The sequence below is a fragment of the Streptosporangium nanhuense genome (assembly GCF_059358815.1).
Map to the genome: position 1 here is coordinate 336,983 of NZ_JCADBG010000006.1, position 21,040 is coordinate 358,022.

The following is a 21,040-nucleotide window of genomic DNA, read 5'->3' on the forward strand; positions in this document are numbered from 1 at the left end:
CGATCCGGACCTCCCCGCGTGAGCCGTGCGCGAGCGCGGGGGAGCGAACGGTCAGGCGCGACGGCCCCAGGAGGCCAGCAGCCGGGTCTGCGCGTCGATGTCGGAGGGCGCCTCCGAGGGCTCTCCGGCGGACGCGGCCTGCCGGTGGCCGGGCTCGGCGTGGCTGAACCAGGCGGCGCAGGCCTCGACCAGCTCCGGATCGAGCCGCTCGTCGGCGCCGATGGCGCGGGCCAGGTCCCAGGTGTGGATGAGCGCGTCGGCGAACAGCTCGGTGACGTACTCCCGGCCGGGCACGTCGCCGAACGGCAGGCGGACGAGGCGGTCGAGGGCGCCGGGGCCGGTCGCCACCTGGACGGCGGGCACGGCCGAGGTGTCGAACGCCTTGATGGGGTCGTCGCCGAGCAGGTCCCCCTCGAAGGCGTCGCCGACCTCCGCGGCGGTCCCCCCGGCGAGCAGCACGGGGGCCCACAGGTTCTCGCCGACGACGTGGTTGACCAGGGCGTGCACGTCCCAGTCGACGCACGGCGTCGGGTTCTGCCACTGCTCGGGGCCGACCCGGTGGACGAGAGCGCCGAAGGCGTCCAGCGCGCGCCGGTAAGCCTCGGGTACGTCGATGGTCATCATGCCCCTCCCGATGCCCTCCCGGGTTTCCTCCCGGCTCTCATCTTGACCGTAACCCCTGGAAAGCCAGGAGTCATCGCGTCAACGGACATGACCGGAGGCTCTGGGGCGACGCGGAGGAATCGCCGCGACACACCTGACCGTGGGGCTTCATCCCACGGTCATCTCAGCGTCAGCACTAAGTCACGATATTTCGTGAAAATTCGCCTCATGCGCACCACGACTCTCCCCCGGGCGGCCGCCGCGGCGGTCACCGGCCTGCTCCTTATGCCCGCCTCCGTGACCCCGGCCGCCGCCGAGTCCGGCCACGGCGGCGTCAAGCTGACCTTCCTCGGCCGCTACACCACCGGTACCGTCGCCGCCGGCGCCTCGGAGATCACCGCGTACGACCCCTCGACGCGCCGGGTCTTCGTGGTCAACGCGCAGGCCGGCACCGTCGACGTGCTCGACATCCGCGACCCGCGCAGGCCGCGCAAGGTCGCCACCCTGGCCACCCCCGGCGCCAACAGCGTCGCGGTGCGCCGCGGCCTGGTCGCCGTGGCCCAGCAGGCCGCGGTCAAGACCGACCCGGGCACCGTCGCCTTCTTCGACGCCCGGAGCGGGAGGAAGCTCAGGCAGGTGACCGTGGGCGCGCTGCCCGACATGCTGACCTTCACCCCCGACGGCAGGCGGGTGGTCGTGGCCAACGAGGGCGAGCCGTCCTCCTACTGCGAGGGCGCGGTGGCCGACCCCGAGGGTTCGGTGAGCGTCGTCGACCTGAAGCGCTGGACGGTGCGTACCGCGGGGTTCGCGAGGTTCGACGCCGAGCGGCTGCGGGCCGAGGGGGTACGGATCACCGGCCCCGGGGCCACCGCCGCCCGTGACCTGGAGCCGGAGTACGTCACCGTCGAGGGCGACACCGCCTACGTGACCCTCCAGGAGAACAACGCGCTCGCGATCGTCGACCTGGACCGGGCCGCGGTCCGCGACGTCGTCCCGCTGGGGCTGAAGGACTGGTCGAAGAGCGGGTTCGACGCCTCGGACAAGGACGGGAAGATCGACATCAGGCCCCGGCCGGTGAAGGGCATGTACCAGCCCGACGCGATCGCGCACTTCCGCGACCGCGGGCGCACCTACCTGGTCACCGCCAACGAGGGCGACGGGCGCGACTGGGACTGCCACGCCGACGAGGTCAGGGTCAAGGACCTGAAGCTCGCGCTGCCCGACGCCGAGAACCTCAGGAAGGACACCGAGCTCGGCCGGCTGAACGTGGCCGCCGACTCGCCCAAGGACGCGAGCGGCGCCTACACCGAGCTGCACGCGTTCGGCGCCCGCTCGATCTCGATCAGGTCCACCTCCGGAGCGCTCGTCTGGGACTCCGGCGACCAGCTGGAGCGGCTCGTCGCCAAGGAACTGCCCGAGGCCTTCAACGCCGACAACGAGGAGAACGACTCCTTCGACAGCCGCAGCGACAACAAGGGCCCCGAGCCCGAGGGCGTCACGGTCGGCGAGGTGCGCGGCCGGACCTACGCCTTCGCCGGGCTGGAGCGGGTCGGCGGGATCGTCGCCTACGACCTGGGCGACCCGCGCGCGCCGCGCCTGGCCGGGTACGTCAACACCCGCGACTTCGCCGGCTCGGTCGAGGACGGCACCGCCGGGGACGTCGGCCCCGAGGGCGTACTGTTCGTCCCCGCCTCCGACAGCCCCACCCGCCGCCCGCTCCTGGTGGTCGGCAACGAGGTCAGCGGCACCACCGCCATCTACGAGGTCCGCTGAACCTCCGGGAGACCCCGAGCCGGCCCGTCAGGCCCCGCGCCGCGAGAACTCGCGCGGCGTGGGGCCTTCGCCGTCTGTACGGGGCCCGGCGGTCCTATAAAGGCGATAAAGGCGATAAAGGCACAAACCGCGACAGCAGGCAGACTAGGGCAGCCGCTGCTCGATCCAGACGATCTTGCCCTTCGGGGTGAGGCGGGACCCCCAGCGGTGGGCGAGCCAGTTGATGAGATGCAGGCCGCGGCCGGTGTCGCTGGTGGTGGAAGCCTCCCGCATGACCGGCTCGGACGCCGAGCTGTCCGACACCTCGCAGACCAGCGTGGGCCCGCGCAGCAGCCGCAGCTCGACCTCGCCCTGACCGTGCTCGACCGCGTTGGCGACCAGCTCGCTGACCATGAGCTCGGTGTTGTCGCAGAGCGAGGACAGCTCCCACTTGTCGAGCGTGGAGCGGACGAAACGGCGGGCCTGGGAGGCGGAGCGGCGGTCGGAGGGCAGCGAGGTCTCGACGAACTCGTTCTCCGTCAGCTCCGACACCCTGGCCAGCAGGAGGGCGATGTCGTCACGCTCGTGCCCGGGCCGCTGGGCCCTGATCGTGAGGTCGCACACCTCCTCCAGGTCGTGGTCGGGGCCCGAGAGCAGGCCGCGCAGCGCGCCGATCCCCTCCTCGATGTCCCGGTCGCGGCTCTCCACCAGGCCGTCGGTGTAGAAGGCGAGCACGGTCCCGCCGGGAAGCGTGAACTCCCGCATCTCGGCCGGCTCGTTGCCGATGCCCAGGGGGAGCCCCGGCGGCAGCTCCAGCAGCTCGGTCTCGCCGCCGGGCCGTACCAGGATCGGCGGCACGTGCCCGGCGCAGGCGATCGCGCACCGCCGGGTGACCGGGTCGTAGGTGGCGTACACGCACGTGGCGATCTGGCTGGCGTCCAGGTCCTGGCTCATCAGGTTGAGCCGGAACAGCACGTCGGCCGGGCTCAGGTCCAGGCTGGCCAGCGTGCGCGCGGCCGTGCGGAGCTGGCCCATGGTGGCGGCGGCCCTGATGCCGTGCCCCATCACGTCGCCGACGACGAGGGCGACCCGGCAGCCGGGCAGCGGGATCACGTCGTACCAGTCGCCGCCCACCCCGACCAGGTCGCTGGCCGGCAGGTAGCGGGAGGCGATCGTCAGGCCCAGCGGCTGGGAGAGGTCGACGGGCAGCAGGCTGCTCTGCAGGGTCAGCGCGGTGCGGCGCTCGCGGTTGTAGAGCCGCGCGTTGTCGAGGCAGACGCCGGTCCTGGCCGCCAGCTCCTCGGCCAGGTTGACGTCCTGCTCGTCGAAGGGCTGGCTGGTGGGCCTGCGGGTGAAGATGACGAAACCCAGCACCCGGCCGCGCGCCTTCAGCGGCACCACCAGGAACGAGCTGTCCTCCAGCACCTTCGAGACCGTGTCGCGCTTCCAGAACCGCCCGATCTCCTCGGCGGTCCTGCGCCCCAGGCGGGGGTAGAGGATCGGGTTGCCGGTGGCCATGCACCGGGCGTAGGGGGTCCAGGCCTCGTAGACGGCCACCTCGTCCACGGGGAACGCCCTGGCGTACTCGCCGGGGGAGGGGTCGGCCACCCCGACCGCGATCCGCCGCACCAGCGCCGAGCCGTCGGTGGTCTCCTGGGGGAACTCCCCCTCGGTCACCAGCCGGTCCTGTACGAGGATGCCCGCCGCGTCCGCGAAGCGCGGCACGGCGACGTCCATCAGCTCCCTGCCGGTCTCGAACATGTCCAGCGTGCTGCCGATGCGCTTGCTGGCGGCGTTGAGCAGGGACAGCTGCTCGTGCATGGATGCGGGACTGCCCATCCTGAAACCTGGCGTCGCTGGATTCTTGGTGACGAAACGGGACTTCACTCGCTCCACCGGGGTGCGGGAACCGGCGTCCACCAGGTTTCCAGTTCGAGGTCTTCTGCGATGGCGTTGGCGCCGTTGTATCCGGGCGCCGCGGAGACCGAGCCGCCCGGGTGGCTGCTGGCGCCGCAGAGGTAGAGGCCGTCGACGGGGGTGCGGTACTGGCCCATCTCGGGGACCGGCCGGTTGCCGCCCAGCTGGGACGGCTCGTAGGCCCCCACGTGGTGGCTGCCGCGCACCATGTTGACGCAGTGGCGCTCGATGTCGAGCGGTGAGAAGACCCGTTTGCCCAGCACGGCGCCTCCCGCGAGGTTGGGGGCGTACTCGGCCCACTCGGCGAGCAGCCGCTCCCCGACCTCCTCCCGCCGCGCGTCCCAGTTGGCCGGATCACCGTCGAGGTCGTACGGGGCCCACGGCCACCAGAACGCCACGTGTTTGCCGTCCGGCGCGTACGAGGGGTCGAACAAGGAGGGGCACGCGCCGTTGCCGGCCAGCCGGTCGGGCAGCCGCCCCTGGTGGATCTGGTCGAAGGTGCGCCCGAGCTGCTCGCTGTCGTCGGCGCCGAGCACCACGAGGAAGGCCCGGTCGACGTCGGGTTCGAACTCCGCGGCCCGGTAGCGCGGCGCCTCGTCGAGCGCCAGGTGGAGGGTGACGAGGCTGTGCCCGGCCCACTTGTAGTCCTCGACCTTGGCCGCGATCTCCGCGCCGAAGTTCTCCGGGCCCGCCAGCCGCACGGTCTGCGGGGCGTCCACCGCGCTGGACACGAACCGGCGGGCGGTGAGCACGTCGCCGCCGGCGAGCCGCACCCCGGTGGCCCGCCCGTCGTCGACCAGGATCCGCTCGACGTGGGCGCCGGTGATCACGGTGCCGCCGTGCTCCTCGATGACGGCGCGCAGCGCGCTCGCGACGTTGCCCGCGCCGCCCACGGGCACCCCGAGCCTGGCGATGCGCGAGAGCAGCCGGGGGAAGAAGCTGCCGGTGCCGGGCACGTTCTCGATGGAGATCGCGTGCAGGAAGGACTTGAACAGCACCCTGACCTGGTCGCTCTCGAAGTTCCTGTCGACGGCCTCGTACAGCGACAGCGGCATGTAGCTCAGCATGTCGCGGCCGAGGTCGCCCTTGAGGCGCTCGGCGACCACCGGCGGGGGCAGCGGTTTGGAGTACAGGAAGCCGTTCACCAGGCCCCTGGCCGCCTCGGCGTAGCGCTCGTACAGCTCCAGCCAGCGCGCGGCGTCGGCCTTGGAGAACCGGGCGAAGGACTCGGCGGTGCGCTTGGGGTCGGTGTAGACCGTGATCGCCCGGCCGTCCCTGAAGACCGTGGCGTGCTGGGTCTCGGGGTAGACGTAGCTCAGGCCGTACCGCTGGAGCTCCAGATCGGCGGGGACCGGGCCCTCCTCCAGGAAGTGGTAGCTGCTGTGGGTGTTGTGCCGGAATCCGGGCAGCGTGAGCTCCTGGGTGCTGCAACCGCCGCCCGCGACGTCGTTGCGCTCGACGACCGCGACCGACAGCCCCGCCTTCGCGAGGTAGGCGGCACACGTGAGGCCGTTATGGCCCCCGCCCACGATGACGCCGTCGAACTCCGACACTTTCCCTCCAGGGGCGCGCTGACTGCTGGTATGGAGGATTGTAAAGAATGATCTATATACGAACCTCGTGTTTAACAGAGATTCATAGATATTTCCAGACGAACTAGGACTTGTCGGTGTTGAGGTGGCGGAGCAGTCGCGCCAGCTGCTCCCCGTAGCGCTCACCGAACTCCTCGGACGCCGGGTCCTGCCCGCAGATCGCGCGGACCAGTTGAGGGAATATCGCCCCGGCGTCGGCCGCGGCGAAGAGCATCAGGAGCAGGTAGGCGGGGTCGAGGTCGGCGGGGAACTCCCCCTCCGCCTGGCGCCTGCGCATGTCCTCGACGTTGTCCCGCATGTCCCTCAGCAGCGCGGAGTCCTCCTCGCCGTCGTCCTGCAGCCCGCCCCAGATGAGAATCCTGGCGAGGTCGCGGTCGCGCACGGTCGCGGTGACGTATCCGCGCACCAGTTCCGGCAGCGACGGCGGCGGTGACGTCCCGGCGAAGGTGCTCTCCTTGCCCTGCCAGTCCGCCGTGAGCGCCTTGAGCAGCCCTTCCTTTCCGCCGAAATAGTAAGAGATGAGCTGCTTGTTCACCCCGGCTCTGGCGGCTATCTCGCTGACCCTCGTCCCGGCGAATCCCTTGGCGGAGAACTCGGTCCTGGCCGCCTCGACGATGCGCCTCTTGGTGCGCTCGGGATCGCGCCTGCGCTCCTCGGGGGTGCGGCGGGGGGTCTTGTCCATGCCTCAAGGTAGCACCGGTCAACCAGCGGGATGAATCTATCAACCGTGCGGTTGATAAGTTCATCCATATGGTTGATAGTGATGCCATGACTAATTCGAGAGTCGCCGTCGTCGGGGGCGGGATCGGTGGTCTCTGCCTGGCGCAGGGGCTGCGCGGCGCGGGTGCCGACGTGACGGTCTACGAGCGCGACCACACCCCCGCGGACCGGCTCCAGGGCTACCGCGTCCACATCGACCCCGACGGCGCCCGCGCCCTGCGCGACTGCCTGCCACCCGAGCTGTGGGAGGCCTTCCTGGCGACCTCCAGCCGTGACGCCCAGGACTTCCGCTTCCTCAGCCACCGGATGAGGCCGCTGCTGACCCTGGAGAGCTCGCCCGCGGCCGATCCCGTGGACGCCCACCACTCGGTCAGCCGGATCACCCTGCGGCAGATCCTGCTGTCCGGGCTCGAAGGGCCCGCCGGCGTCGTCCGGTTCGGCAAGACCTTCGAGCGCTACAGCCGTGCCCCCGGCGCCCCCGGCGCCCCCGGCGGCCCCGTGACCCTGCACTTCGCCGACGGCACCGCCGAGACCGCCGACATCGTGGTCGGCGCCGACGGCGGCAACTCCCGCGTCAGGCGCCAGTACCTGCCGCACGCGCGCCGCGTCGACACCGGCATCGCCACGATCGCGGGCAAGTTCCCGCTCACCGCCGCCACACGTGCCCTGGTCGATCCCGGCCTGTACGAGGCCATCAACATGGTCATCCCGCCGAGGGGCCTCGGCATGTTCATCGCCCCGCACGACCTCGGAGGCACCGGCGGCGCCGCAAACACTGTTCTGCCGTCGGGGATCGGCAGGACAGAACGGGAAGGTGCCCTCTTCGACAACACCGCCGGCTACGTCATGTGGGCCTTCGGCGCCGCGACCGGCCGCTTCCCCGGCGACCTCGCCGCGATGGACGGCGAGCGGCTCAGGGACACCGTGGCCCGGATGACCGAGGGCTGGCACCCGGACCTGCGCACGCTGGTCACCGCCTCCGACCCCGACACCGTCTCGCTGCTGCCGATCCGTACCTCGGTGCCGATCGGCCCCTGGCCCGCCACGACCGTCACCCTGCTCGGCGACGCGATCCACAGCATGACCCCGATGCGGGGGGTCGGCGCCAACGTCGCCCTGCGCGACGCCCGGTCACTCCACCGCGCCCTCACCGGCGGCGGCGATCCCGTCGCGGCCATCGCCGCCTACGAGGCGGAGATGCGCGAGTACGGCTTCGCGGCCGTGCGCGACTCCCTCAAGGCGGCCCGCCAGTTCGTGGACGAGAACCCGGTGGCCAGGGCAGGCCTCAGGACCTTCCTGCTCGCCGCCCGGCGCCTCCCGCCCCTGAAGCGCAAGGCTTTTTCCTAGGTTCCTGCGCTCAGGACTTCAGCTGGGTGAAGCGGATGTGGTTGCCGAAGGGGTCGCGAAGGCCGCAGTCGATCCCGTACGGGCGGTCGGTGGGCTCCTCGGTGAACTCGACGCCCAGGCCCAGCAGCGTCTCGTACGTCTTGCGGCAGTCGTCCGTGCTGAAGATGAGGTGGCCGCCCATCGCGCCCTTGGTCACCAGCTCGCGGACCTGCCGCGCCGTCTCCTCCGACATCGTCGGACCTCCTGGCTTCTCCAGCAGGATCTGGCGCTCCGGGTGGCCGGGGACGCTGACGGTCAGCCAGCGCATGACCCCCATGTCGACGTCGGCGTTGACCTCCAGGCCGAGCTTGCCGACGTAGAAGTCGAGGGCCTCGTCCTGGTCGAGGACGTATATCTGCGAGTGCGTGATGGCGTTGAACATGGAAATCACGCTACTGGGCGGGCTCGCGGAAAACTTATCCAAAACCGCTGAGTAGAGGGAGGGGACGATCAGTCGTTCGGCCGCGTCCACGCCATCGTGAAGCACGTCGGCACGCCCACGGCCGTCGCCTCCCTGCGGTACGTCCTCGGCGACCGGCCGACGATGTCGCGGAACGTGCGGCTGAAGGTCCCCGGGCTGCCGAAACCGACCTGGAAGCAGATGTCGGTCACGCTGCGGTCGGTGTCGCGCAGCAGGGACATCGCCCGCTCGACCCGGCGGCGCTGCAGGTAGCGGTGCGGCGTCTCGCCGAACGTGGCCCGGAAGGTACGGGTGAAGTGCGCCTCCGACACGTGGGCGATCCTGGCCAGGGCCGGAACGTCCAGCGGCTGCGCGTAGGCCCGGTCCATCGCGTCCCGTGCCCGCAGCATGCGGCGGTTGCTCTCCTCCACGGCACGGTTCACGGCGCCATCACACCACGGTTCCCCGCCGGCCGCGAAAAGCCCGTTTCCCACACCGTTTCCCTCCGGCAGACTCGTCCCAGCGACCCCGGCGACGATTTTCCGCGCCGCGTGTGATCCCGCCGGGACCGCATGTGCCATCCGGTGAACGAGCAGGAGGGAACTCCCATGGAGACCGTGACACACAGCCCGACCGAGGGGATCTACGCCGCCACCGGCGACTACGCGCACGCGATCGAGGTACGCGACGCCGGGCGCCTGTTGTTCGTCGCCGGGACGATGGGACTCGATCCCGCGGGAGTGCCCGGAGCGACCCTCGCGGAGCAGGTAGAGCTCATCTGGTCGAACCTCCGGGTTATCCTCGCCTCCGCGGGGATGACCGTGGACAACATCGTGCGGGTCACCAGCTACCTGAGGGACGCGTCCTACGCGGAGGAGAACGCGAAGGCCCGCGTGGCGGCCCTGGGCGGTCGTGTCGTCCCGACCACGGTGATCGTCGCCGAGACGCTCGTCAGCGACTGGCTCGTCGAGATCGAGGTGATAGCCGCGGGCTGAGGCGACGGCGGTCGACCCGGCAGGACCGCCCGAGCCGGACGGGCGCAGGAAGGCGGACGCGCGATGCGGTCACAGCGGTCACAGCGGTCACAGCGGTCACAAGGCCTGCGGCCGGATCCCCGCCGAGAACGATCCGCCGCGCCGGGGCCGGTCGAGCAGAATGCGGGCGTATGAGGGACAGACCAACGGGCCTGGCGGAGGCCGAACTGATCGCGGCACTGACCGAAGGCTGGAGCATCGAGGCCCGCTCGGCCGAGTACCTCCCGGTGGGCGCGGGCAGCTACCACTGGTCGGTCGCCGACCGGCGCGGGACGGCGTGGTTCGTCAAGGTCGACGACCTCGGCGTCGAGGACGCCGGACGCGATGAGGCGTTCGACCGGCTCGGCCGGTCGTTCGGCACCGCCCTGGCGCTGCGCCGCGACGCCGGGCTCGGCTTCGTCCTCGCGCCGGTCCCGGCCGTGACGGACACCGCGGTCTGGCGGCTCACCCCCAGATACGCCCTTTCGGTGTTTCCGATGGTGGCGGGCAGCGCCGGACGGTTCGGCCCCCACCGGCCCCAGGACCGGGCAGAGGTGATCGACCTGCTGGCCGAGCTGCACCGGGCGACCCCGGCCGTCGCGGACACCGCCCCTCGGGCCGACCTGGTGCTGCCCGGCCGGGACCGGCTGGACGAGGCGCTGCGGGATCTCGGCCGGGAGTGGACCGGCGGCCCCCACTCCGAGCCGGCCCGCGAGCTGCTGTCCGCCCACGCCGGGCGAATCCGGCGATCGCTCGCCGACTTCGACCATCGGGTCGATCAGGTACGGAACACCGCGGAAGCCTGGGTGGTCACGCATGGCGAACCCCACCCCGGCAACGTCATGCGTACCCCGGCCGGACTGCGGCTCGTCGACTGGGACACCGTGCGGATCGCTCCGCCGGAACGGGACCTGTGGATGCTCACCCCCGCCCTCGCCGCCATGCTCGGCGAGGACCCGGCCGGCGACGTCGACGACGTCCTCACCCGCTACACCAGGGCCACCGGCCGGTCCGTCACACCGGCCGGCCTCGCTCTCTACCCTCTCTGGTGGCGGCTCGCCGACATCGCCGCCTACGCCGACGAGCTGCGCCGGCCACACGGCGACGGCGAGGACGTCGCCGCGTCGCTGACCTATCTGACCGGTTATCTCGAATCCGGCCGCGACTGACCCACGCTCCGGGTGGCACCGTTTCACGACCTCCGGTCCACCGGCACGCGAGCCGGGACCAGGACAAAGTCACCGCTGCGGCGCCGGGCAAGGCGCTGAGGTCGGCACGGGAAAAAGAAAAAAAGAAAGTTAGTGGCAAGCAGATGGCACGGAAGGCCGATACGAACGCGTGAAATCCAAAAGGCCAGGTCAACCGTGTGTCGGTTGACCTGGCCTTTTGTCATTCTGAGCGGACGACGGGAATCGAACCCGCGTAGCCAGTTTGGAAGACTGGGGCTCTACCATTGAGCTACGTCCGCGCGAGCCGGCGTCAGTCTGGTCTAGACTTCATCCGTTCGTCAGGGCGTAAGCGTACCGGAGTTCCGGAGCGTGCGCGCACTCGACTTACCGGGGTGTGGCGCAGTTTGGTAGCGCACCTGCTTTGGGAGCAGGGGGCCGCAGGTTCAAATCCTGTCACCCCGACGCATGCCGGGCATCGGTTTCGACCGGTGCCCGGTTCTTCGTGTGCGGGGTGAAACCCTACGACGGGCGGGGCGCGCGGGACACATGGGCAGGCGGGGCCACGTGGGCCGACACGCGACATGTGTGTGGAGATGTGCCGAACACGCCCGACTCATCAATGCAAGCTCGATCCCGCTGCGGCGGGAACGTGGTGCGAGAAGGCGAAGAAGTTCAGCGGCGAGGGCTGAAGAAGGCCCAGACGGCCTTGCCGCCGCAGTTGAGGTGGTCCCAGCCCCACCGCTGGCTGTAGGTCTCCACGATGTAGAGGCCCCGGCCGTTCTCCGAGATGAAGTCGGGTTCCTTGGGGGTCGGAACCTCGTCGCTCGGGTCCGTCACGGCCAGGAGCACGTGGGGGGAGAGGTGCACCAGGACGAGCGTGATCGGAGTGATCTCCGTCTGGCTGGGCGGACACAGTGCGTAACGGACCGCGTTGGTGACGAGTTCCGAAACCACTAGCGCTGCGTCATCGCTGAGCTCGGCCAGTCCCCAGTCGTGGAGGGTGGAGCGTGTCACGTCCCGGGCGGTCTTCACCGAGTCTGCCTGGCTGGGCAGAGGGCACGCGGTGGCGCCGGAGTGGTTGGCCTCGAGTAGCTCGTCAAAGCCCACCTGGCGGGTCGCCTGCAGGTAGTCGGCAGCCGATTGTGGCTCCTCCACCATCCTGCCGGTACCTCCCGCTGTCATCGTGAGTCTCCGCACCACTTGAGAGTTTTTAGAGCTTGTGCACCATAAGCCCAATATGCACTAAGCCATCATGGGTCACCGGAACGTCTGCTGCAAGACCCAAATGCACGTGCAGTTGCAGTGTGCAGCCGCATGAGCGGTTAGGACGGCGACTTGGCGAATCGGGCAGGGAGTTGAGACCTTGTCATAGCGGCCGGAAGTAGTGACACTGTGTGCGCTGGCCCAAGTACAGAGGGAGGCGAAGTGACGCAGGTTCAACCGGGATCGGGTCCCACAGCTCTGCGTATCCTCTTAGGCTCCCAACTGCGTCGCCTGCGCGAGGCCAAGGGGCTCTCGCGAGAGGAGGCGGGCCATCTGATCCGCGGATCAGAATCCAAGATCAGCAGGATGGAGCTCGGCCGGGTCGGCCTGAGGGAACGCGACGTGGCGGACCTGCTCACCTTCTACGGGGTGGAGGACGAGCGCGCCCGGTCGGCGGTCATGGACCTGCTGCTGCGGGCCAACGAGCCCGGCTGGTGGCACCGCTTCAACGACCTGCTGCCCTCGTGGTTCCAGACGTACGTCGGCCTCGAGGAGGCCGCCTCCCGGATCCGCACCTACGAGGTGCAGTTCGTGCCCGGCCTGCTGCAGACGAAGGAGTACGCCAGGGCCGTCATCACCGCGGGGAGCGCCGGAATCGCGCCCGAGGAGATCGCCCGCCGCGTCGATCTGCGGATGCAGCGCCAGCAGGTGCTCGGCCGGCCCGACGGCCCGTTCTTCTGGGCCGTCATCGACGAGGCCGCCCTGCGGCGTCCCATCGGCGGCGCGGACGTCATGCGAGCCCAGCTGGAGCACCTGCTCGACCTCATGCGGCAGCCGAACATCACCATCCAGGTCATGCCCTTCAGCTTCGGCGGTCACAGCGCGGAGGGCGGGGCCTTCAGCGTGCTCCGCTTCAACGACAACGAGCTCCCCGACGTCGTCTACGTCGAGCAGCTGGCCAGTGCCCTCTACCTGGACAAGCGCGAGGACGTCGACCGCTACAGCGAGGTCATGGAGCGGTTGTGCGCGGTCAGCACCACGCCCGGGGAGACGAACGACATCCTGCGGCGGATCATCAAGGAGGAGTGAGCGGCCATTGGTCGCTCGATGGTGCCGCTCTGCCCTAGACTGGCCAGCGGCGCTGAACACCCGCCGCTGTGGAGCATGCCCAGATCTCGCGTGTCTCGACGGCTGTGCCAGGTGCCGCTCATGTGGGCGCGGCGCGCGAGCTTGCCGCGGTAGCCGTTACGACTTGACGCGCCCGCGATCACTCAAAGCTTGATCAAGGAGACGACCCCGTGAAGACCGCTGTGGAGGAGCTCAGCCCGACCCGGGTGAGGCTTACCGTCGAGGTGCCGTTCGAGGAGCTCGGCGAGAGCCTGCAGGCGGCGTACAAGAAGGTCGCGCAGCAGGTGCGCGTCCCCGGGTTCCGCCCCGGCAAGGTTCCGGCCCGCATCATCGAGCAGCGGTTCGGCCGCGCCGTGGTGCTGGAGGAGACCCTCAACGACGCGGTGCCCAAGCTGTACGGCCGGGCCGTCGACGAGAGCGAGATCTTCCCGGTCAGCCAGCCGGAGATCGAGGTCACCAAGATCGAGGACGGCGAGCAGGTCGAGTTCACCGCCGAGGTGGACGTCCGCCCCGGTTTCGACGTCCCCGACTACCAGGGCATCGAGGTGACCGTCCCGGTCTCCGAGGTCTCCGACAAGGACATCGACGACCAGCTGGACGGCCTGCGCCAGCGCTTCGCCACCCTGACCGGCGTCGAGCGCCCCGCGGCCGCGGGCGACTTCGTCGTCATGGACCTGGCCGCCGCGATCGACGGCGTCAACATCGAGGAGCAGCAGGCCAACGACGTCTCCTACGAGGTCGGCGCCGGCTCGGTGCTGCAGGGGCTGGACGACGCCCTGGCCGGCCTGTCCGCGGGTGAGACCAAGGAGTTCACCACCAACCTGGTCGGCGGCGAGAACGCCGGCGAGGAGGCCGTGGTCACCATCACCGTCAAGAGCGTCAAGGAGAAGGTCCTCCCCGAGCTGGACGACGAGTTCGCCCAGCTCGCCAGCGAGTTCGACACCCTTGACGAGCTCAAGGCGAGCATCAGCGAGACGGCCCGCCGCAACAAGCTGATCGACCAGGTCGTCCAGGCCCGCGAGAACGCCCTTGACGCCCTGCTCGACAAGATCGACATTCCGCTGCCCGAGAGCGCGCTCAAGGCCGAGGTCGACAACCGCAAGCACAACCTCGAGCACCAGATCGCCGACAGTGGCCTGAGCAAGGAGGCGTACTTCCGCCTCTACCAGACCACCGAGGAGGAGCGCTTCGCGGAGTTCGACGAGAGCGCCGCCAAGGCCCTCAAGACGGGCTTCGTCCTCGACAAGATCGTCAAGAGCGAGGACCTCGGCGTCAGCGAGCAGGAGCTGACCAACTTCGTGGTGCGCCGCGCCATGCAGATGAACGTCGCGCCCAACACGCTGGCCCAGCACCTGGCCGACAACGACCAGCTCACGCTGGCCATGGTCGAGATCGTCCGTGACAAGGCCAAGAGCGTCGTCGGCGACGCCGCCAAGGTGGTCGACGAGGCCGGCAACGAGGTCGACCTCAAGGCCATCTACACCGAGATCAACGGCGAGGAGGTCTCGGAGGACGAGGCCGCCGAGGTCGAGACCGCCAAGTAAGTCCCCGGCCGAGCGGGGGCACCGGGCTCACCCGGTGCCCCCGCGGCCCGACGCCCCCGCCGCGTTCCGCGCCGCGGGGGCGTTTCCGTTTTCCCGGAGACCGGAGACCGGGATCGACGACCGGCGGGCATTCGTCCTTCGTGCGATGAGCGTGCCGCAGGGCCGCGTCTGGGGAGTCCCGGCGTGCCTCCCGGTCTCACGTCCCACGGAGGGCCCCGCGGGCTCCTGGGCCCTCTGAGGGCCGCCGACCCCCCTTCCCGCCCGTCGCCGGCGCCGTACGGCCCCCTCGGCGGCCCCTTCCCTCCGGCCCCCGCCAGGCGCGACACGCCGTACGGACTCGGGTCTCGGAGCTTTGGCCGGGGCACGCGCCGAGGGGTTCCGGACGTGGTGGGAAGGCGGTGGGCAGCATGCGCCGTCAGCGAACAGTGCGTTGAGGAGGCATGTCCGGTAGGTGGCGCGCGTTAAGGTCACAAGCAAAGCCAATCGATTACGACGCATCGGAAGGTGACGCTGTGACCAGCCCGCCGACCTTCTACCAGCCGACCGGCTCCGGGCCCGAGTCGATGAGCCAGCCGAACGGCTCGTTCAGGCTCGAAGACCAGCTCTATCAGCGGCTGCTGCGTGAGCGCATCATCGTGCTGGGCACCCAGGTCAACGACGAGATCGCCAACCGGATCTGCGCCGAGCTGCTCCTGCTCGCCGCGGACGACTCGGAGCGCGACATCTGGCTCTACATCAACTCGCCAGGCGGTTCCGTGACCGCTGGTATGGCGATTTACGACATGATGGAATATGTCCCTAACGATGTGTGCACGGTCGCGATGGGTCTGGCCGCCTCCATGGGCCAGTTCCTCCTCTGCGCCGGCGAGCGGGGCAAGCGATACGCCCTGCCGCACGCACGCATCATGATGCACCAGCCTTCCGGCGGCATCGGCGGCACCGCCGCCGACATCGCCATCCAGGCGGAGCAGATGCTCTACGTCAAGAAGACCCTTGCCGAGCGCATCGCGTTCCACACCGGTCAGAACATCGAGCAGATCGAGGCCGACTCCGACCGGGACCGCTGGTTCACGGCCGAGGAGGCCAAGAACTACGGCTTCATCGACCAGGTCGTGCGCAGCGCTCGACAGGTGCCCTCCACGGGCGCCGTCTCCTGAAGGGGCACAAGGTGAGTGAGTTGATCCGGCCGGGAGACATCAACGGCCGCTACGTTCTTCCGTCCTTCACCGAGCGCACGTCCTACGGCATGCGGGAGATGAACCCGTACGCCAAGCTCTTCGAGGACCGCATCATCTTCCTCGGCGTGCAGGTGGACGACGCCTCGGCCAACGACGTCATGGCTCAGTTGCTGACCCTGGAGTCGCTCGACCCCGACCGCGACATCAGCATCTACATCAACTCGCCGGGCGGTTCTTTCACCGCCATGACGGCGATCTACGACACGATGCAGTTCGTCCGGCCGGAGATCCAGACGGTCTGCCTGGGCCAGGCGGCCTCGGCTGCGGCGGTCCTGCTGGCCGGCGGCACGCCGGGCAAGCGCTTCGCCCTGCCGAACGCCCGCATGCTGATCCACCAGCCCTCCACCGAGGGCGGCGGCCAGGGAAGCGACATCGAGATCCAGGCGCGCGAGATCCTCAGGATGCGCGCGCAGATGGAGACGATCATCGCTCAGCACTCGGGCAGGGCACCGGAGGCGGTCCGCAAGGACATCGAGCGGGACAAGATCCTTGACGCCGTCGAGGCCAAGGAGTACGGACTGATCGACGACATCATTCCGTCCCGCAAGAAACTCGCGAAGGCCGTAGCCTCCTAACGAGGCATATCGCACCGGAACCGTGCCGAATCAGGCACGTTCCGGTGCGACTCGCCGCTAGGGGGCTCACTGAGGGCTCAGAAGACGGTAACGTCGAAACCTAAGCGGGATGACTTTTCGATCGGGTATCGGGCCGGTCGGAAGAAACGGACCGCGGCAGCCAGAGCGGTCCCACGCAAAGGAGTATCTGGGGTGGCACGCATCGGCGACGGGGGAGACCTGCTGAAGTGCTCTTTCTGTGGAAAGAGCCAGAAGCAAGTCAAGAAGCTCATCGCCGGACCCGGCGTATACATCTGCGACGAGTGCATCGACCTCTGCAACGAGATCATCGAGGAGGAGCTCAGCGAGTCCTCTGAGCTCAAATGGGACAGCCTTCCCAAGCCGAGGGAGATCTACGAATTCCTCGACGCCTACGTCATCGGTCAGGACCAGGCGAAGAAGGCTCTCTCCGTGGCGGTCTACAACCACTACAAGCGGGTGCAGTCCGGCGAGCGCGGGCGTGACGACGGCATCGAGCTGTCCAAGTCCAACATCCTGCTCCTGGGCCCCACCGGTTCCGGCAAGACACTGCTCGCCCAGACGTTGGCGAAGATGCTGAACGTTCCGTTCGCCATCGCCGACGCCACCGCCCTGACGGAGGCGGGCTACGTGGGCGAGGACGTCGAGAACATACTGCTCAAGCTGATCCAGGCCGCCGACTACGACGTCAAGAAGGCCGAGACCGGCATCATCTACATCGACGAGGTCGACAAGATCGCCCGCAAGAGCGAGAACCCGTCGATCACCAGGGACGTCTCCGGCGAGGGCGTGCAGCAGGCCCTGCTGAAGATCCTGGAGGGCACGACCGCGAGCGTGCCGCCGCAGGGTGGCCGCAAGCACCCGCACCAGGAGTTCATCCAGATCGACACCACCAACGTGCTGTTCATCTGCGGTGGGGCCTTCGCCGGTCTCGAGAAGATCATCGAGTCCAGGGTCGGCCGCAAGGGGATCGGTTTCAACGCGATCATCCGCTCCAAGGAAGACATCGACGGCGCCGACATCTTCGAGAACGTCATGCCCGAGGACCTGCTGAAGTTCGGGATGATCCCCGAGTTCGTCGGCCGGCTCCCGGTCATCACGAGCGTCCACAACCTCGACCGTGAGGCGCTCATCCAGATCCTCACCGAGCCGCGCAACGCCCTCGTTAAGCAGTACCGCCGCCTGTTCGAGCTGGACAACGTCGAGCTCGAGTTCACCGACGACGCGCTGGAGGCGATCGCCGACCAGGCGATCCTGCGCGGCACCGGTGCTCGCGGCCTGCGGGCGATCCTGGAGGAGGTCCTCCTCTCGGTGATGTACGAAGTGCCGTCGCGGCAGGACGTGGCGCGCGTGGTCATCACCCGCGAGTCGGTCCTGGAGCACGTCAACCCCACGCTCGTCCCGCGGGACCAGCTCAACAAGCAGCAGCGCCCGCCGCGCGAGAAGTCGGCCTAGAAAGCCCGCGCGAACCCCTCCTGGTTCGCACGATCGGCGCCCCCCGCGGGTCAACCCGCGGGGGGCGCCGCCGTTTCCGGCCGCCCGGTTCCCGCCGATGGCGCACCGGCGGCCGGCCGGAGCCCCGTCCGCTCACCGGAGGAAGTCACCGGAAGAAAGCGGTCCGTAAGGCGGTCCGTGGGACGGGGGACACGCGGACATCCCTAGACTTGGGCATCGTGACGACGCCAGAGCTGCCCACCCAGTACGCACCCGCCGACGTGGAGACCCGGAGCTACGAGCGCTGGGTATCGGAGGGACACTTCACCGCCGACCCGAGCAGCGAGCGCGAGCCGTACAGCATCGTCCTGCCTCCGCCGAACGTGACCGGTGTCCTGCACATCGGCCACGCCCTCGACCACTCCATCCAGGACGCGCTGACCCGCCGCGCCCGCATGCGCGGCCACGAGACGCTCTGGCTGCCCGGCATGGACCACGCCGGAATCGCCACCCAGAACGTCGTCGAGCGCGAGATGGCCAAGGACGGCCAGTCCCGGCACGACCTCGGCCGCGAGGCGTTCGTCGAGCGCGTCTGGCAGTGGAAGGAGGAGTCCGGGGGCCGGATCCTCGACCAGATGAAGAAGCTCGGCGACGGTGTCGACTGGTCGCGCGAGCGCTTCACCATGGACCCCGGCCTCTCCCGGGCCGTCCAGACGATCTTCAAGAAGCTCTTCGACGACGGGCTCATCTACCGCGCCGAGCGCATCATCAACTGGTGTCCGCGCTGCCTGACCGCGCTGTCGGACATCGAGGTCGAGCACAGCGAGGACGAGGGTGAGCTCGTCTCGATCCGCTACGGCGACGGTGACGACTCCATCGTGGTCGCGACCACCCGGGCCGAGACGATGCTCGGCGACACCGCCGTGGCCGTGCACCCCTCCGACGAGCGTTACGCGCACCTGATCGGCCGTGAGGTGGAACTGCCGCTCACCGGGCGTCGCATCCCGATCGTCGCCGACGAGCATGTCGATCCCGCCTTCGGCACCGGAGCGGTCAAGGTCACCCCGGCGCACGACCCGAACGACTTCGAGATCGGGCGGCGCCACTCGCTGCCATCCTTGACGATCATGGACGAGCGGGGAGTGGTCACCGCACACGGCCCGTTCCAGGGTCTCGACCGCTTCGAGGCCAGGCCCGCGGTGGTGGCTGCGCTCCGCGCGGAGGGCCGGATCGTCGCGGAGAAGCGCCCCTACCTCCACTCGGTCGGGCACTGCTCGCGCTGCAAGACCGTGGTCGAGCCCCGGCTCTCGCTCCAGTGGTTCGTCAACGTCTCGCCCCTGGCCAAGGCCGCGGGTGACGCGGTCCGCGACGGCCGGACGAAGATCCACCCGCCGGAGCTGGCCAAGCGCTACTTCGACTGGGTCGACGACATGCACGACTGGTGCATCTCCCGGCAGCTGTGGTGGGGACACCGCATCCCGGTCTGGTACGGCCCGAACGGAGAGGTTGTCTGCGTCGGCCCCGACGAGCAGGCGCCCGAGGGCTACGTCCAGGACCCCGACGTCCTCGACACCTGGTTCTCCTCCGGCCTCTGGCCGTTCTCCACCCTCGGCTGGCCGGACAAGACGCCGGAGCTGGCCAAGTTCTACCCGACCTCCGTCCTGGTGACCGGCTACGACATCCTGTTCTTCTGGGTGGCCCGGATGATGATGTTCGGCATTTACGCCATGGACGGCGAGCCGCCGTTCAAGACCGTGGCGCTGCACGGCATGGTCCGTGACCAGTACGGCAAGAAGATGTCGAAGTCGTTCGGCAACGTCGTCGACCCGCTCGACTGGATCGAGCGCTTCGGCGCCGACGCCACCCGCTTCACCCTGCTGCGCGGCGCCAACCCCGGCTCCGACGTGGCGATCAGCGAGGAATGGGCCGGAGGCTCGCGCAACTTCTGCAACAAGATCTGGAACGCCACCCGCTTCGCGCTGATGAACGGCGCCGCGACGGGCGAGCTCCCGACCGAGGAGCTGACCGCCGCGGACCGCTGGATCCTCTCCCGGCTCCAGGAGATCGTCGCGTCGGTGGACACCGCGTTCGAGAACTTCGAGTTCGCCAAGATCTCGGATCTGCTCTACCACTTCGCCTGGGACGAGGTCTGCGACTGGTACGTGGAGCTTGCCAAGATCCAGATCGCTTCCGGCCAGGAGCACACCCGGCTCGTGCTGGGTCATGTCTTCGACTCGCTGCTCCGCCTGCTTCACCCCCTGGTGCCGTTCGTCACCGAGGAACTGTGGCGTGCGGTCACCGGGCGAGAGTCGATCGTGGTCGCACCCTGGCCGACGGTCGAGGAGTCACTGCGCGACCCCTCGGCGGAGGAGGAGATCCTCGCCGTGCAGGGATTGATCACCGAGGTGCGCAGGTTCCGTTCCGACCAGGGCCTCAAGCCGGGCCAGCGGGTCGCCGCGCGACTGTCCCTCGCCGGTACGGCACTCGCGTCCCACGAGGGGGCGATCCGGTCGCTGCTCCGGCTCGACCAGCCGCTTGAGTCGTTCGCCGCGACCGCCAGCCTTGACGTGGCCGGGATCGCCGTGGAGATCGACACGGCCGGGACGATCGATGTGGCCGCCGAACGCAAGCGTCTGGAGAAGGATCTCGCGGTAGCGCGCAAGGAGGCCGCCCAGGTCGCCGCCAAGCTGGGCAACGAGCAGTTCATGGCCAAGGCACCCGACGACGTGGTGACCAAGGTGCGCTCCCGGGCCGCACAGGCCGATCAGGACATCGAGCGGTTGCTCGCCCAGCTGGCGTCACTGCCGGCCGGCTGATCGTCCGCTGGCGGGCCTTTGATCCGACAGGCAAGGGTCGGTCTGACGATCGGGAGGATGGCTCCGGACCGGCAGCCGCCTTGACGAGAACCCAGGGTCTCTTGACCCTGGGTTCTCATGTTTGAGGGCTGGCGCCCCAGGGAAGACCTAGTTCTTACCGGGAAGTTGGTCATCACAGCCCTGAGGGACTGCTAGAGTTCTTCATGCAGGGCAACGTCCTGCACTCTCCTCCAAAAAATCCCGGCAAGTCGGGCGTGTCCGCACGATTGGACAACGACCGGATGTCGGAGTAAGTTAGAGGGGTTGCCCTGGAAACGGGGTGGTCGCAATCCTAACGGGTTCGGCGGGATCGCGTCGAGAGTCGGAAATCCGACAGTTTGACACGAAACCGGCACTCCTGATAAGATAGTGACACGAAATGGAACGCCCCGGAGTTCGGGTCCGACCGGTTGGTTGGGTTTGGGTGATGGTGTACGCGTCCGTTTCTTGAGAACTCAACAGTGTGTTAAAAGCCAGTGCATGAAGCACAATC

Annotated in this window: 17 protein-coding genes and 2 tRNA genes; 11 read left to right on the forward strand and 8 right to left on the reverse strand. The window is 69.0% G+C overall.

The window, feature by feature from the left end; all coding sequences use genetic code 11:
* Window positions 1–51 precede the first annotated feature (51 nt).
* Window positions 52–621 (reverse strand): TIGR03086 family metal-binding protein, encoded by a 570-nt coding sequence (locus AC5L38_RS15125; RefSeq protein WP_495243420.1) that lies wholly within the window; start codon window positions 619–621, stop codon window positions 52–54.
* A gap of 210 nt (window positions 622–831) precedes the next feature.
* Here AC5L38_RS15125 and AC5L38_RS15130 point away from each other — a divergent pair, with 210 nt between their 5' ends.
* Window positions 832–2,376: a choice-of-anchor I family protein gene (locus AC5L38_RS15130; protein WP_495243421.1), complete on the forward strand. Its 1,545-nt coding sequence runs from the start codon at window positions 832–834 to the stop codon at window positions 2,374–2,376.
* A 144-nt stretch (window positions 2,377–2,520) separates the two neighbouring features.
* On the opposite strand, the gene AC5L38_RS15135 is transcribed toward AC5L38_RS15130, so the two are convergent.
* From AC5L38_RS15135 to AC5L38_RS15145, 3 genes are all read right to left on the reverse strand, one after another.
* Window positions 2,521–4,194, reverse strand: coding sequence for an ATP-binding SpoIIE family protein phosphatase (locus tag AC5L38_RS15135; protein WP_495243422.1), 1,674 nt, complete (start codon window positions 4,192–4,194; stop codon window positions 2,521–2,523).
* Between the two features lie 44 nt (window positions 4,195–4,238).
* Entirely contained in the window at window positions 4,239–5,825 is a 1,587-nt protein-coding gene (locus tag AC5L38_RS15140) for a phytoene desaturase family protein (RefSeq protein WP_495243423.1), read from the reverse strand.
* A gap of 103 nt (window positions 5,826–5,928) precedes the next feature.
* Window positions 5,929–6,546 carry a TetR/AcrR family transcriptional regulator gene (locus tag AC5L38_RS15145; protein ID WP_495243424.1) on the reverse strand — a complete coding sequence of 206 codons (618 nt, stop codon included), beginning with the start codon at window positions 6,544–6,546 and terminating at the stop codon, window positions 5,929–5,931.
* Between the two features lie 86 nt (window positions 6,547–6,632).
* Between AC5L38_RS15145 and AC5L38_RS15150 the strand changes: the two genes are divergently transcribed.
* On the forward strand, window positions 6,633–7,931 hold the full coding sequence (locus tag AC5L38_RS15150) for an FAD-dependent oxidoreductase (RefSeq protein ID WP_495243425.1): 1,299 nt from the start codon (window positions 6,633–6,635) through the stop codon (window positions 7,929–7,931).
* Between the two features lie 10 nt (window positions 7,932–7,941).
* On the opposite strand, the gene AC5L38_RS15155 is transcribed toward AC5L38_RS15150, so the two are convergent.
* Both AC5L38_RS15155 and AC5L38_RS15160 read right to left on the reverse strand, forming a co-directional pair.
* Window positions 7,942–8,352, reverse strand: a complete 411-nt coding sequence (locus AC5L38_RS15155) for a VOC family protein (RefSeq protein ID WP_495243426.1) — start codon at window positions 8,350–8,352, stop codon at window positions 7,942–7,944.
* A 68-nt stretch (window positions 8,353–8,420) separates the two neighbouring features.
* Window positions 8,421–8,813 (reverse strand): helix-turn-helix domain-containing protein, encoded by a 393-nt coding sequence (locus tag AC5L38_RS15160; RefSeq protein ID WP_495243427.1) that lies wholly within the window; start codon window positions 8,811–8,813, stop codon window positions 8,421–8,423.
* Between the two features lie 165 nt (window positions 8,814–8,978).
* On the opposite strand from AC5L38_RS15160, the gene AC5L38_RS15165 reads away from it, so the two are divergent.
* Together AC5L38_RS15165 and AC5L38_RS15170 are read left to right on the forward strand one after the other, a co-directional pair.
* Window positions 8,979–9,365: a RidA family protein gene (locus AC5L38_RS15165; RefSeq protein ID WP_495243428.1), complete on the forward strand. Its 387-nt coding sequence runs from the start codon at window positions 8,979–8,981 to the stop codon at window positions 9,363–9,365.
* A gap of 170 nt (window positions 9,366–9,535) precedes the next feature.
* Window positions 9,536–10,552 carry a phosphotransferase gene (locus AC5L38_RS15170; RefSeq protein WP_495243429.1) on the forward strand — a complete coding sequence of 339 codons (1,017 nt, stop codon included), beginning with the start codon at window positions 9,536–9,538 and terminating at the stop codon, window positions 10,550–10,552.
* Window positions 10,553–10,780: 228 nt separating this feature from the next.
* Here the strand turns inward: AC5L38_RS15170 and AC5L38_RS15175 are convergent.
* Window positions 10,781–10,851, reverse strand: a tRNA-Gly gene (locus tag AC5L38_RS15175).
* An 89-nt stretch (window positions 10,852–10,940) separates the two neighbouring features.
* Between AC5L38_RS15175 and AC5L38_RS15180 the strand changes: the two genes are divergently transcribed.
* Window positions 10,941–11,014: transfer RNA gene (locus AC5L38_RS15180), tRNA-Pro, on the forward strand.
* Window positions 11,015–11,224: 210 nt separating this feature from the next.
* Here AC5L38_RS15180 and AC5L38_RS15185 read toward each other — a convergent pair.
* Window positions 11,225–11,734, reverse strand: coding sequence for an ATP-binding protein (locus AC5L38_RS15185; protein ID WP_495243430.1), 510 nt, complete (start codon window positions 11,732–11,734; stop codon window positions 11,225–11,227).
* A 243-nt stretch (window positions 11,735–11,977) separates the two neighbouring features.
* Here AC5L38_RS15185 and AC5L38_RS15190 point away from each other — a divergent pair, with 243 nt between their 5' ends.
* The 6 genes from AC5L38_RS15190 to AC5L38_RS15215 all read left to right on the forward strand — a co-directional run bounded on the left by AC5L38_RS15190 (window position 11,978) and on the right by AC5L38_RS15215 (window position 20,508).
* Complete coding sequence (locus AC5L38_RS15190) at window positions 11,978–12,844, forward strand: Sco1979 family transcriptional regulator (protein WP_495243431.1); 867 nt, start codon at window positions 11,978–11,980, stop codon at window positions 12,842–12,844.
* A gap of 209 nt (window positions 12,845–13,053) precedes the next feature.
* Complete coding sequence (gene tig / locus AC5L38_RS15195; protein ID WP_495243432.1) at window positions 13,054–14,427, forward strand: trigger factor; 1,374 nt, start codon at window positions 13,054–13,056, stop codon at window positions 14,425–14,427.
* 512 nt (window positions 14,428–14,939) lie between these two features.
* On the forward strand, window positions 14,940–15,584 hold the full coding sequence (locus tag AC5L38_RS15200) for a ClpP family protease (protein ID WP_386161284.1): 645 nt from the start codon (window positions 14,940–14,942) through the stop codon (window positions 15,582–15,584).
* A gap of 11 nt (window positions 15,585–15,595) precedes the next feature.
* Complete coding sequence (locus tag AC5L38_RS15205) at window positions 15,596–16,240, forward strand: ATP-dependent Clp protease proteolytic subunit (protein WP_326642780.1); 645 nt, start codon at window positions 15,596–15,598, stop codon at window positions 16,238–16,240.
* 192 nt (window positions 16,241–16,432) lie between these two features.
* Window positions 16,433–17,713, forward strand: a complete 1,281-nt coding sequence (gene clpX, locus AC5L38_RS15210; RefSeq protein ID WP_329084422.1) for an ATP-dependent Clp protease ATP-binding subunit ClpX — start codon at window positions 16,433–16,435, stop codon at window positions 17,711–17,713.
* 209 nt (window positions 17,714–17,922) lie between these two features.
* Window positions 17,923–20,508: a valine--tRNA ligase gene (locus tag AC5L38_RS15215; RefSeq protein WP_495243433.1), complete on the forward strand. Its 2,586-nt coding sequence runs from the start codon at window positions 17,923–17,925 to the stop codon at window positions 20,506–20,508.
* Window positions 20,509–21,040 lie beyond the last annotated feature (532 nt).

Coding starts and splice junctions, on each gene's coding strand:
- AC5L38_RS15135 (WP_495243422.1), bottom strand. CDS start 4,194: ATGGGCAGTCCCGCATCCATGCACGAGCAGCTGTCCCTGCTCAACGCC.
- AC5L38_RS15185 (WP_495243430.1), bottom strand. CDS start 11,734: ATGACAGCGGGAGGTACCGGCAGGATGGTGGAGGAGCCACAATCGGCT.
- AC5L38_RS15150 (WP_495243425.1), top strand. CDS start 6,633: ATGACTAATTCGAGAGTCGCCGTCGTCGGGGGCGGGATCGGTGGTCTC.
- AC5L38_RS15155 (WP_495243426.1), bottom strand. CDS start 8,352: ATGTTCAACGCCATCACGCACTCGCAGATATACGTCCTCGACCAGGAC.
- AC5L38_RS15145 (WP_495243424.1), bottom strand. CDS start 6,546: ATGGACAAGACCCCCCGCCGCACCCCCGAGGAGCGCAGGCGCGATCCC.
- AC5L38_RS15165 (WP_495243428.1), top strand. CDS start 8,979: ATGGAGACCGTGACACACAGCCCGACCGAGGGGATCTACGCCGCCACC.
- AC5L38_RS15170 (WP_495243429.1), top strand. CDS start 9,536: ATGAGGGACAGACCAACGGGCCTGGCGGAGGCCGAACTGATCGCGGCA.
- AC5L38_RS15130 (WP_495243421.1), top strand. CDS start 832: ATGCGCACCACGACTCTCCCCCGGGCGGCCGCCGCGGCGGTCACCGGC.
- AC5L38_RS15125 (WP_495243420.1), bottom strand. CDS start 621: ATGACCATCGACGTACCCGAGGCTTACCGGCGCGCGCTGGACGCCTTC.